11 protein-coding genes are annotated in these 12,039 nt (G+C 45.9%); all 11 read left to right on the top strand.

Annotated features, from left to right (window positions below; all coding sequences use genetic code 11):
* The first annotated feature begins 22 nt into the window (after positions 1–22).
* The 11 genes from cheY (at position 23) to metH (ending at position 12,018) form a co-directional block, all read left to right on the top strand.
* Entirely contained in the window at positions 23–406 is a 384-nt protein-coding gene (gene cheY / locus ACXACS_RS16530) for a chemotaxis response regulator CheY (protein ID WP_025254383.1), read from the top strand.
* A gap of 34 nt (positions 407–440) precedes the next feature.
* On the top strand, positions 441–1,196 hold the full coding sequence (locus tag ACXACS_RS16525) for a protein phosphatase CheZ (RefSeq protein ID WP_474808188.1): 756 nt from the start codon (positions 441–443) through the stop codon (positions 1,194–1,196).
* Positions 1,197–1,208: 12 nt separating this feature from the next.
* Positions 1,209–3,485 (top strand): chemotaxis protein CheA, encoded by a 2,277-nt coding sequence (locus tag ACXACS_RS16520; RefSeq protein ID WP_474808187.1) that lies wholly within the window; start codon positions 1,209–1,211, stop codon positions 3,483–3,485.
* Positions 3,486–3,513: 28 nt separating this feature from the next.
* Positions 3,514–4,644, top strand: a complete 1,131-nt coding sequence (locus ACXACS_RS16515) for a protein-glutamate methylesterase/protein-glutamine glutaminase (protein ID WP_474808185.1) — start codon at positions 3,514–3,516, stop codon at positions 4,642–4,644.
* Positions 4,645–4,672: 28 nt separating this feature from the next.
* The gene (locus tag ACXACS_RS16510) at positions 4,673–5,437 is read left to right on the top strand and encodes a ParA family protein (protein WP_474808183.1); all 765 of its coding nucleotides are present in this window, start codon (positions 4,673–4,675) and stop codon (positions 5,435–5,437) included.
* A 7-nt stretch (positions 5,438–5,444) separates the two neighbouring features.
* Positions 5,445–6,251: a chemotaxis protein CheW gene (locus tag ACXACS_RS16505; protein ID WP_474808181.1), complete on the top strand. Its 807-nt coding sequence runs from the start codon at positions 5,445–5,447 to the stop codon at positions 6,249–6,251.
* A 17-nt stretch (positions 6,252–6,268) separates the two neighbouring features.
* Positions 6,269–6,760: a chemotaxis protein CheW gene (locus ACXACS_RS16500; protein ID WP_136780770.1), complete on the top strand. Its 492-nt coding sequence runs from the start codon at positions 6,269–6,271 to the stop codon at positions 6,758–6,760.
* 59 nt (positions 6,761–6,819) lie between these two features.
* Complete coding sequence (locus ACXACS_RS16495; RefSeq protein ID WP_474808179.1) at positions 6,820–7,254, top strand: DUF2802 domain-containing protein; 435 nt, start codon at positions 6,820–6,822, stop codon at positions 7,252–7,254.
* A 120-nt stretch (positions 7,255–7,374) separates the two neighbouring features.
* Positions 7,375–8,313 (top strand): homoserine O-succinyltransferase MetA, encoded by a 939-nt coding sequence (metA, locus tag ACXACS_RS16490; protein ID WP_474808177.1) that lies wholly within the window; start codon positions 7,375–7,377, stop codon positions 8,311–8,313.
* A 3-nt stretch (positions 8,314–8,316) separates the two neighbouring features.
* Positions 8,317–9,384, top strand: a complete 1,068-nt coding sequence (locus ACXACS_RS16485) for a homocysteine S-methyltransferase family protein (protein ID WP_474808175.1) — start codon at positions 8,317–8,319, stop codon at positions 9,382–9,384.
* Positions 9,385–9,393: 9 nt separating this feature from the next.
* Positions 9,394–12,018 (top strand): methionine synthase, encoded by a 2,625-nt coding sequence (gene metH / locus ACXACS_RS16480; RefSeq protein ID WP_474808173.1) that lies wholly within the window; start codon positions 9,394–9,396, stop codon positions 12,016–12,018.
* The last annotated feature ends 21 nt before the right edge of the window (positions 12,019–12,039 follow it).

The following is a 12,039-nucleotide window of genomic DNA, read 5'->3' as shown; positions in this document are numbered from 1 at the left end:
TAACCCCTCAGTGGAGGCTATTTTGGACAAAAGCATGAAAATTCTCGTGGTCGATGACTTTTCAACCATGAGACGTATCATCAAAAACCTACTCAAAGACTTGGGTTTTGCCAACATTCAGGAAGCGGATGACGGAAGCACTGCATTACCTATGTTACAACAAGGCGATTTCGACTTTGTTGTTACTGATTGGAACATGCCTGGTATGCAGGGTATAGATTTGCTCCGCGCGATTAGAGCCGATGACAAACTTAAGCATTTGCCAGTACTTATGGTGACCGCTGAAGCGAAGAAGGAACAGATCGTTGCCGCCGCCCAAGCGGGTGTGAATGGTTACGTTGTTAAACCTTTCACCGCGGCAACGCTTAAAGAAAAATTAGATAAAATATTCGAACGTTTAGGTTGATCCAGACGCTCACCAGATAAATGAGGTTTACTGGATGTCAACGAATGTAAACGTTCCAATATCGTTAGAAGAAGCAAAGCAGCTTGTCACTTTTCTCGAAGAAGGTGACAAGGCTTCAGCTAACGCACTACTTGAAGCCGTCTCAATGAAAGAAAACGTTGAGCTATTCGCTGAAGTAGGCAAGTTAACGCGTCAACTCCACGACGCATTAAACAACTTTCAAATAGACGACCGCATCAAAAATCTAGCTACAGACGATATCCCTGATGCCCAGTCCCGCCTTACCTACGTAATTGAAGAAACCGAAAAAGCTGCTAATACTACTATGGATGCCGTTGAGGCGAGTATGCCCATCGCTGAACTGCTATCGGAGCGGATCGAAAAGGTTATGCCAGAGTGGAAAAAGCTGATGAACCGCCAAATCGAGTTGGGTGAGTTTAAGGTTTTATGTGCAGACTTAGACGAATTGTTGGAAGACGGTTCGAATCAGTCGGCTAAACTTACACAGTTACTTACTGAAGTTTTGATGGCACAAGGTTATCAAGACTTGACTGGACAGGTTATTCGTCGCGTTATCGACTTGGTTAAAGAAGTCGAAGATAGCCTTGTAAACATGCTTACTATGTTTGGCGAACGGGACGGTGCAGAACAATCTAAACCTTCCAGCGTTAAGGCCGATAAGATTGATGGTGTAGAGGCAGAAGGCCCAATCATTGATGCTGACAAACGAGATGACGTCGTTTCAGGTCAAGATGATGTAGATGATCTTCTGTCTAGCTTAGGTTTTTAGGGGAGCGGGTGCATGTCGTTTGATGTTGACGAGGAAATATTACAGGACTTTCTAGTAGAAGCTGGGGAGATACTTGAACAATTACAAGAACAGCTCGTTGATCTTGAGAACAATCCTGAAGACGCGGACTTGCTTAACGCAATTTTTCGCGGCTATCACACAGTAAAAGGGGGAGCGGGTTTCCTTTCTCTTACTGAGTTAGTTGAAATTTGTCACGGTGCTGAAAACGTTTTTGACGTCATGCGCAATGGCCAACGAACGCTAACGCCTGAGTTAATGGATATCATTTTGCAAGCCACTGATGTGGTCGTTGAAATGTTTGAACGAGTAAAAGCGCAAGAGCCGCTAGAGCCGGCAGATGCACACCTCGTCGACCTGTTACACAAACTCAGTCGCCCAGAATCTCCAGATGAAAACATTTTCGACAATGCAAATGCGCCTGCGGCCGAGCCAGAAGTTGTCGCGGCTGAGCCCGAGGTCGTTGCAGAAGAGCCGGAACTAGCTATAGATGAACCAGTGCCAGCAGCGTCAGGTACCAGTGAAAGTAGCGGTGGTATAGAAGAAATTACCGAAGATGAGTTTGAGGCTCTCCTTGATGAGCTTCATGGAGGTGGTGCTCCAGGACAAGCTGCATCAACCAATACAGAACCCGCCAAACCGGAGCCTGCGCAAACGTCAGCACTAGCGGCGAGCACTGACAGTGATGACATTACTGATGAAGAGTTCGAGGCACTGTTAGATGATCTGCACGGAAAAGGTCAGTTTGGTGGGGACGAAAAAAGTGCTCCAGAACCAGTATCAGCAGCTGCTCCGGCAAGTAGTGCCGGAGATGAAGAAATTACCGACGATGAATTTGAAGCACTGCTTGATCAGCTTCACGGCTCTGGTCAAGGTCCAACTAAACAAGGCTCTGCTCCAGCGGCCCCTGAACCTCCGGTAGACAAAGCGGCTACCGAAGCTGTTCAAAAAGCAAAGCAATCCGCGTCGAGTGCCCCGGCTGCGCCTAAGGCGAAGCCAGAACCTAGTGCAGCGAGCCCAGCTAAAACGAGCAAAGCAGCTGCGCCAAAAGCGCCTGCCAAGAAAGATGATAAAAAAGGGGCTCCTGCTCCACCACCTGCTGAGACAACAGTACGTGTAGACACTAAGCGTTTAGACCAAATTATGAATATGGTCGGCGAACTCGTACTCGTTAGAAACCGGCTGATAAGTTTGGGGATCAACAGCAACGATGAGAGCATGTCAAAGGCCATTGCTAATCTAGATGTAGTGACTGGAGACTTGCAAGGTGCGGTAATGAAAACCCGCATGCAGCCTATCAAGAAAGTGTTTGGCCGTTTTCCTCGCGTTGTACGTGACCTGGCTAGAAGCTTAAAGAAAGAAATTACCTTAGATCTTGTAGGTGAAGAGACAGACTTAGACAAAAACTTGGTTGAAGCATTGGCCGACCCGCTCGTGCATTTGGTGCGAAACTCTGTCGACCACGGGATAGAAATGCCTGATGATCGTGCAGCGGCCGGTAAGCCTCGCATGGGTACGGTTCAGCTATCAGCATCTCAAGAGGGCGACCATATTCTTCTTACTATCGAAGACGACGGTAAGGGTATGGACGCCGAAAAGCTCAAAGAGATCGCAATTAGCCGCGGCGTATTGGACGCAGACGCAGCAGCACGCATGTCTGACGTTGAAGCGTTTAATCTTATTTTTGCACCTGGCTTCTCTACTAAAACCGAAATCAGCGATATTTCAGGTCGTGGTGTGGGCATGGACGTGGTTAAAACCAAGATTAACCAGCTCAACGGTACCATCAATATCGACTCGCAGTTAGGAAAAGGTACACGATTAGATATCAAGGTACCGCTAACGCTCGCGATTCTACCTACGTTAATGATTGTTGTAGGAAAACAGACCTTTGCGTTACCATTAGGTGCGGTGAACGAAATAATAAACATGGACATCAAGAAGACCAATACGGTAGATGGCCAGCTAACAATGATAGTTCGTTCAAAAGCAATTCCGTTGTTCTTCCTTGGTGAATGGTTAATCCGAGGCCCCAAAAATATAAATAAAGAAAAGGGGCATGTTGTTGTGGTGCAAATTGGTACTCAACAAGTAGGGTTTGTCGTAGACGCGCTGATAGGCCAGGAAGAAGTGGTTATTAAACCACTCGATGCATTGTTGCAAGGTACGCCTGGTATGGCTGGCGCAACAATTACTTCAGACGGTGGTATTGCATTAATTTTAGATGTTCCTAGCCTGCTCAAACGGTACGCGCGTAAACCTATAAAGTAAGGCGATGAATTAACAGGAATGATAATCCATGGTCTTTAAAGTCCTAGTCGTGGACGACTCGACTTTCTATCGCCGTCGAGTAAGAGAAATTCTCGAAGGAGATAGAGAGCTTGAGGTTGTAGGTGAAGCAAGAAACGGACGTGATGCATTAGACAAGGCGGAAGCTCTTAAGCCTGATGTAATAACAATGGACGTTGAAATGCCTGTTATGGATGGTATTTCCGCCGTTAAGGCAATTATGGATAAACGTCCTACGCCAATTTTAATGTTTTCATCATTAACGCATCATGGCGCTCAGGCAACGCTAGATGCGTTAGAAGCAGGCGCGCTCGATTTCTTACCCAAGAAATTCGAAGATATAGCCCAAGATAGAAAAGATGCTTCGCGGTTACTTTGCACTAAAGTCAGGTTGATCGCGCGAAGAGGGTTAGGCGTTAAGCGCCCATCTCTTCGCACCGCCGAGACGAGAAAACTCCCTGACAATGCGCCCAAACAGGCTTTTTTCAAAACATCGGGTTTACTTTCAGGCCATAAAGGCGCCGACAAACAGCCTACCGTTTCCTCAGTGAGGGCAACGGGTAAGCAATACAGATGTTTAGCTATTGGGGCGTCCACAGGTGGGCCTGTTGCACTTCAAAAAGTGCTTTCTCCACTACCTGCAGATTTTCCTTATCCTATTTTACTTGTGCAGCATATGCCTGGGACTTTCACTACTGCATTTGCACAGCGTTTAGATAGCAACTGTAAAATTAAAGTGAAAGAAGCAGAGCATGGCGATATTTTAGCACCAGGGCACGCTTATCTTGCCCCAGGAGGAAAGCAAATGTTGCTTGAATCTATCGGTAGCAACAAGCGAATTTCCATCGTTGATGCAAGCCAGTCTGATAAGGTGAATTATAAGCCAAGCGTAGACCTGACCTTTAGCTCGTTGGCTAAAGTTTATGGTGGCGACGTGCTTGGTATCATCTTAACGGGTATGGGCGCAGACGGTAGAGAGGGCTGTCGGATACTCAAGGATAAGGGGGCGACTATTTGGGCGCAAGACCAAGACTCCTGTGTGGTTTACGGTATGCCTCAGGCTGTCGCTGTGGCTAATATATCGAGTAAAAATATTAATATCGATGATATAAGCAGTTGCGTTCAAACCGAAATGCGATAGCAGTTTGAACAGTAATGGAACAGTAATTATGAAAGTGTGGACTGTGGCAAATCAAAAAGGCGGGGTAGGTAAAACTACCACAACCGTAAGCCTTGGCGGCTTGCTAGCTCAAAAGGGCAAGCGAGTGCTCATGATAGATACCGATCCCCACGCATCGCTTAGTTACTATTTTGGTATTGATGCAGAAGCGACAAGCCATTCTGTTTACGACATTTTTATTAAGTCTAACGAGATTACTGCCGATAATGTTATGGACTGTCTCAGTCCTACAAAACTCGACAATTTATATGTGCTACCCGCAACCATGGCATTGGCGACGTTAGACCGAACCATGGGAAGCGAGCAGGGGATGGGCTTAGTGCTAAAAAAAGCACTTGCTAAAATAGCCGATGAGTTCGACTTTGCTATCATCGACTGCCCGCCTGTATTGGGCGTGTTAATGGTTAATGCCTTAGCGGCATGCGATAAGGTTATTGTTCCGACTCAGACAGAATATTTGGCGCTTAAAGGCTTAGATAGAATGATACGCACTATGGAAATAATGGGGCGTTCATTAAATAAGTCTTTTGATACTCTGATCATTCCTACTTTGTTCGATAAACGAACAAACGCCGCATTAGCATCGAGAAAGCGCTTAATGAGTGATTACGGTGAACGTGTGTGGGAAGGTGTTATCCCGGTGGATACTCATTTTAGGGATGCGAGTTTGGTGCAGCTTCCTATCTCTGCTGCGTATCCAAAGACAAGAGGTGTAAATGCCTACAATAAACTGTTAGCCGTATTGGAGAAATAACAAGACCATGAGCAAGCAATCGCCATTTGCCCGTGAAGAAGTGATGGAGGCATACCTAGACAGTCTTCTGAAAGAGCCCGAAACTCCGGAAGATGTGACTGCGCGCACGGCAAAATTGCTTGAGCAGGCCTCTCAGCAGATGGCTGAGTCAGCCCTTGTCTCAACGGCTAGCGATAGCGAAGCGCACGTCGACAAAGAAGAAGTGTTAGCTGAAGAGGTTTCTTCGTTAATTGAAAGTCAAAATTTAAAGACAATTGATAGCGAAAAGCAGCAGTCATACGTTGACGTACCTGTTCAGGCAGAAAAAGAAAGTGAGGTTAGTACTCCTAAGAGTTTAAAAACTCCACTAAAGGATACTCTCGGTTTCCGCTTTCAGGCGCTATTCTTTGAGGTTGCAGGGCTAACGCTTGCGGTTCCCTTAACTTCGCTAGGGGGAATCCATCAAATTGAAAAAATAGGCCCTTTATTTGGAAAACCTGACTGGTTTATGGGTGTAATGTTGCACAGAGAGTCTAAACTAAGTGTTGTTGACTCTGCAAAATGGGTAATGCCAGAAAAATACGACGAAAATCTCGCACAATCGCTCAACTACCGATATCTTATAATGTTAGGAGAGAGTGCGTGGGGACTAGCAAGCGAAAAGCTTGTAAACACGGTCAATTTGACTACCGATGACGTAAAATGGCGCGAGTCCACAGGTAAACGTCCCTGGTTAGCAGGGATGGTTAAAGAAAAAATGTGTGCGTTAATTGACGTTGAAGAATTAATATCTATGCTTAACAAAGGCTTAGGCAGTAACGACCAGACGCCATAGTATTGGGAGCCAGGTTCATGAGCGATGAAAGAATGAATAATAACGCTAGCGACAGTAACGATGAAGTCCTTCAATGGGTGACGTATCGCTTAGGTGAAGAAACGTACGGTATTAACGTAATGCAAGTACAAGAAGTACTGCGTTATACCGAAATAGCCCCTGTACCCGGTGCGCCTGATTATGTGCTTGGTATTATTAACTTGCGTGGTAACGTGGTAACCGTCATTGATACCCGTGCGCGTTTTGGGCTACCACCAACGGAAATCACAGACAACACTCGTATAGTGATCATAGAGTCGGACGAACAGGTTGTCGGTATCTTAGTGGATAGTGTCGCAGAAGTGGTGTACTTAAAATCTTCAGAAATCGACAGCGCCCCTAACGTTGGTACTGAAGAAAGCGCTAAATTTATCCAAGGGGTTAGCAATCGTGATGGCGAACTGCTTATTCTTGTTGATTTAAATAAATTGCTCAGCGACGAAGAGTGGGATGAGCTTAGCAATATCTAAATAATGATTAGGCGGCATGTATTGTCTATGTCGCCTCCATTTCCCCAAGGGTTATGTCCATGGAATGGCAGCTTGCTGCACCTACCTTAATTGAACTTATTTTGTGCGGCTTTATCGTTGTGCTTGCTGTTACGGTAAGCATTCTATATTCGCACGTTAAGCAGTTACGTACAGCTTTAAGCGATAGTGAACAAAATAGTGCTTCTGCAATTGCGCGAGCAGAAGCGCTCGCTAAAGATGCAAATAACCAACAAACCGAGGCGCAAGCACGCACATTGGTCATTACTCGCCACATTCAAGAGCTAGACGAAAAACAAACTGATATTGAAAATCAGCTTCGAGAGCTCAAACTTCAAGATCCTTCCCTACGCCTATATCAACGTGCTGCAGACTTAGTTAAGCAAGGTGCCAGCATCGACGAAATTATTGAGGCCTGTGACATTCCTCGCGCTGAAGCTGAGATGTTAGTTATGGTGCATAAGCAAAACGGCTAGTTGTTTGTATCGATAGGCTCGCCTTTAAAAGAAACGTTTAGACGTCTAGACGTAAAGATGTTGACATATTGCCAGTTATAGACACAATACAGGTATTGTAATTTATCACTGGAGCCCTCTATGCCAATTCGTATTCCTGAGCAGTTACCCGCGCAGAATGTACTACTAGGTGAAAATATTTTTACCATGGACATGGACAGGGCTGCCAATCAGGATATTCGTCCTCTTGAAGTCGGCATTCTTAATTTGATGCCGAACAAGATAGAAACAGAAGTACAGTTACTTCGCCTGTTATCGAATACGCCGCTGCAAATAAACGTAGACTTGATTCGCATTGATAATCAAGCACCCAAAAATACTCCCCAGTCACACATGGATGCTTTCTATCACGACTTTTCAGCAGTCGCGAATAAGAAATACGACGGCCTTATTGTTACTGGTGCGCCTCTAGCGCTTATCGACTATGAGGAAGTGAAGTATTGGGACACCATGACCACCATATTGGAGTGGGCACAGCGACACGTTAACTCTACTTTATACCTGTGTTGGGCTGCCCATGCGGCTATGTATCACTTCTATGGCATAACCCGAGAGATCAGAGACGAAAAGTTTTCTGGTGTTTTTCAACATAAAGTGAACGACCCTAACAATGAACTGCTAAGAGGTTTTGACCCTACGTTTCACGCTCCCCATTCTCGTTATGGGCATATCGATACTTCGCTGTATAACAGTGTTGATGGGCTGAGTGTTGTGGCAGAATCTGATGATGTAGGTGCGTATATTGTGGCATCTGAAGACAAGCGAATGGTGTTTGTAACAGGCCATCCAGAATATGACCCTGATACGCTTAAAGACGAATACTTACGGGACATTGCCGCGGGTCAAACTCCAGCAATGCCGAAAAACTATTTTGAAGGGGATGATCCAGCCAAGTCTCCTATAGTACAGTGGCGCTCGCACGGCAGCCTATTGTTTACAAACTGGCTGAATTATTATGTTTATCAGACCACGCCTTACGATTTAAGTCAGCTTGCTGAAAAGTCACAGCCAAAGAGGTAGCACGTGAGCCAAAGACAAATTTCTAGCGCGCAGGCAACGCTTACAGAAGCCGCTAAAAAACGCATTCTTATATTAGACGGCGCCATGGGCACCATGATCCAGCGCCACAAGTTGGAAGAAGAAGATTACCGCGGGACACAGTTTGCAGACTGGCACTGCGACGTAAAGGGTAATAACGACCTATTAGTACTTACCCAGCCAGACATTATTTATCAGATTCACTGTGATTATTTTGAAGCTGGCGCAGATATTATAGAAACCAATACGTTTAACGCCACGACTATCGCTATGGCCGATTATGATATGCAGGCTCAATCACGCGATATCAATTTAGCCGCGGCTAAATTAGCGCGTAAAGCTGCCGATGAATTCACAGCTAAAACCCCCGAGAAGCCCCGTTTCGTTGCCGGTGTACTAGGTCCAACAAACCGCACCGCTTCAATCTCACCTGATGTCAATGACCCAGGTAAGCGCAACGTCACGTTTGACGAACTAGTGGAGGCGTATAGCGAATCTACCGAAGCCCTTATTGAAGGCGGTGCTGATTTAATCATGCTTGAAACTATTTTCGATACATTAAACGCGAAAGCGGCAGCGTTTGCCGTAGAGTCGGTGTTTGAAAAGCTCGGAAAGTCGTTACCTGTGATGGTATCAGGTACTATCACCGACGCTTCAGGACGTACGCTTTCGGGGCAAACCGCGGAAGCATTTTATTACTCAATGCGACATATTAGCCCGTTTTCTTTCGGCTTAAATTGCGCACTTGGTCCAGACCTATTGCGTCAATACGTAGATGAAGTAGCCAATGTTAGTGAGTGCTTTATATCCGCACACCCTAATGCAGGCTTACCTAACGAATTTGGTGAATACGATATGGAAGGTCCAGAGATGGCCGAACATATCAAAGAATGGGCGCAATCGGGGCTAGTGAATATTGTAGGGGGCTGTTGTGGCAGTACCCCAGAGCACATTCGCGATATAGCCAGTGCGGTTGAAGGTCTCGCGCCACGCAAGATTCCCGAATTTAAACCTAAAATGCGTTTGTCAGGCCTAGAGCCGTTTGTACACTAGGAGGGCATTATGAGCGCAGAATTTTCAACATTTATTAATATCGGTGAGCGCACTAACGTTACAGGTTCTGCTCGCTTTAAACGTCTTATTCTTGAAGGTGATTATGAAACCGCACTTGATGTCGCAAGACAGCAGGTAGAAAACGGTGCTCAAATCATCGACATTAATATGGATGAGGCCATGCTTGATTCAAAGCAGGCCATGATCACCTTTTTAAACCTGATTGCCTCTGAGCCAGATATTAGCCGGGTTCCCATTATGATCGACTCGTCTAAATGGGAGATTATCGAAGCCGGGCTTAAGTGTGTGCAGGGCAAAGCGATTGTTAACTCGATTAGCTTAAAAGAAGGGGAAGAGATCTTCTTAAACCAAGCCAAGCTAATAAAGCGCTATGGTGCTGCAACCGTAGTGATGGCGTTTGACGAGACCGGCCAGGCCGATACACAAGCCCGCAAAGTTGAGATTTGTCAGCGTAGCTACAAGCTGCTGACAGAAGAAGTCGGCTTTCCACCTGAAGATATTATTTTTGACCCTAACATCTTCGCAGTAGCGACGGGTATTGAAGAGCACGATAACTACGCGGTTGATTTTATTGAAGCTACCCGTGAGATACGTAAAACCTGTCCGTATTCCCATATTTCTGGTGGCCTTTCTAACATCTCTTTCTCGTTCAGGGGCAACAACCCAGTGCGTGAGGCTATGCACTCGGTGTTTCTGTACCACGCAATTCGCGCCGGTATGGATATGGCAATCGTTAATGCCGGTCAGCTAGAGGTATATGACGAAATTCCCGCTGAACTTCGAGATGCGGTTGAAGACGTGATTCTAAATCGCAGAAGTGATGCCACAGAGCGCTTGCTTGATATTGCCCCTAATTATCAAGGTGATGGTAAGGCTGCCGCGAAAGAAGATTTAAGCTGGCGCGAGCAAGAAGTGAATAAACGCTTAGAGCATGCGCTTGTTAAAGGCATCACCGATTATATTATTGAAGACACCGAAGAAGCGCGTCAGCAAGCTGAGCGTCCGTTACACGTTATCGAAGGGCCATTAATGGATGGCATGAACGTGGTAGGGGATTTGTTCGGTGAAGGTAAAATGTTCCTTCCGCAGGTGGTAAAGTCGGCTCGCGTTATGAAAAAAGCGGTAGCCCACTTACAGCCATACATTGAAGAAGAAAAGTCAGACGATGCTAAAAGCAACGGTAAAATTCTTCTCGCTACGGTAAAAGGTGATGTTCACGATATTGGTAAAAATATCGTAGGCGTGGTACTTCAGTGTAATAACTTTGAAGTGATTGATCTTGGCGTGATGGTTCCAGCGGCAACAATTTTACAAACCGCTAAAGATGAAAACGTTGATATGATAGGTCTGTCGGGCCTTATTACACCTTCTCTAGATGAGATGGTTCACGTTGCTAAAGAAATGGAGCGTCAAGGCTTTGATATTCCGCTTCTTATTGGCGGTGCAACTACATCAAAAGCGCATACCGCAGTAAAAATTGAGCAAAATTACCATGCGCCTGTAGCTTATGTTCCAAATGCAAGTAGAGCTGTAGGCGTGTGCCAGCGTCTTTTAAACAAAGCGTCTCGCGATATTTATGCAGAAGAACTGGCAAAAGAATACGATATGGTACGTGAACAGCACGCCCGTAAAAAACCGCGTAGCAAGCCGGTGACGTTAACTCAGGCCAGAGAAAACGCTTTTAAGCCAGATTTTAAGACTTTGCCAGTAAAACCTGCGAGCTTAGGTGTAACACCGGTAACCGCCGATTTAGCTACCCTGCGTAACTACATTGATTGGACGCCGTTTTTCTTAACGTGGTCGTTAGCAGGCAAGTACCCGCGTATACTTGAAGATGAGGTGGTGGGGGAGCAGGCACAGTCACTGTTTAACGACGCCAACGCCATGTTAGATAAAGTTATCGAAGAGAACAGTCTTCAGGCGAAAGGCGTTATCGGCTTGTTTCCTGCTAACCGCGTTGATGACGATGTTGAGATTTATACCGATGAATCTAGAAGTGAGGTTCAGGGCGTTGCCCATCACTTGCGTCAGCAAACGCTAAAAGACAAATTCGCTAACTATTGTTTAGCAGATTTTGTGGCTGAAAAATCGAGCGGCATAAACGACTATGTGGGCGCTTTTGCCGTTACTGGTGGTATAGGGGAAGACGAGCTTGCTGATAGCTATATTCAAGCAGGCGATGACTACAACGGTATTATGGTTAAAGCGGTGGCAGACAGATTAGCCGAAGCGTTTGCAGAATATCTACACGAACAAGTACGTAAGCACTACTGGGGCTACGCCGCAGACGAATCTCTAAGCAATGAAGAGTTGATACGCGAAAAGTATCAGGGTATTCGACCGGCACCAGGTTATGCGGCGTGTCCAGAACACACTGAAAAGCAGCTCATTTGGGATCTGCTATCAGCAGAGCAGCACACAGGTATGAAGCTAACCGAAAGCTATGCTATGTGGCCGGGAGCTTCGGTATCCGGATGGTATTTTGCTCACCCTGATTCGAAATATTTTGCTGTTGCTAAAATTCAAGCCGACCAGGTAGAAGATTACGCCACACGTAAAGGCTGGACGCTAGAAGAAGCTGAAAAGTGGTTAGGGCCTAACCTAAGTGATTAATACTAATAAGGCAGGGAAGGT

This window comes from Alteromonas sp. AWM4_230 (assembly GCF_056158305.1).
This window is presented reverse-complemented; position numbering and strand designations above follow the sequence as displayed.

What these genes read in the sequence shown, in the direction of transcription:
- ACXACS_RS16495 (WP_474808179.1), top strand. Translation starts at nt 6,820, where the DNA reads ATGGAATGGCAGCTTGCTGCACCTACCTTAATTGAACTTATTTTGTGC.
- metA (WP_474808177.1), top strand. Translation starts at nt 7,375, where the DNA reads ATGCCAATTCGTATTCCTGAGCAGTTACCCGCGCAGAATGTACTACTA.
- ACXACS_RS16520 (WP_474808187.1), top strand. Translation starts at nt 1,209, where the DNA reads ATGTCGTTTGATGTTGACGAGGAAATATTACAGGACTTTCTAGTAGAA.
- ACXACS_RS16500 (WP_136780770.1), top strand. Translation starts at nt 6,269, where the DNA reads ATGAGCGATGAAAGAATGAATAATAACGCTAGCGACAGTAACGATGAA.
- metH (WP_474808173.1), top strand. Translation starts at nt 9,394, where the DNA reads ATGAGCGCAGAATTTTCAACATTTATTAATATCGGTGAGCGCACTAAC.
- ACXACS_RS16525 (WP_474808188.1), top strand. Translation starts at nt 441, where the DNA reads ATGTCAACGAATGTAAACGTTCCAATATCGTTAGAAGAAGCAAAGCAG.
- ACXACS_RS16510 (WP_474808183.1), top strand. Translation starts at nt 4,673, where the DNA reads ATGAAAGTGTGGACTGTGGCAAATCAAAAAGGCGGGGTAGGTAAAACT.
- ACXACS_RS16515 (WP_474808185.1), top strand. Translation starts at nt 3,514, where the DNA reads ATGGTCTTTAAAGTCCTAGTCGTGGACGACTCGACTTTCTATCGCCGT.
- ACXACS_RS16505 (WP_474808181.1), top strand. Translation starts at nt 5,445, where the DNA reads ATGAGCAAGCAATCGCCATTTGCCCGTGAAGAAGTGATGGAGGCATAC.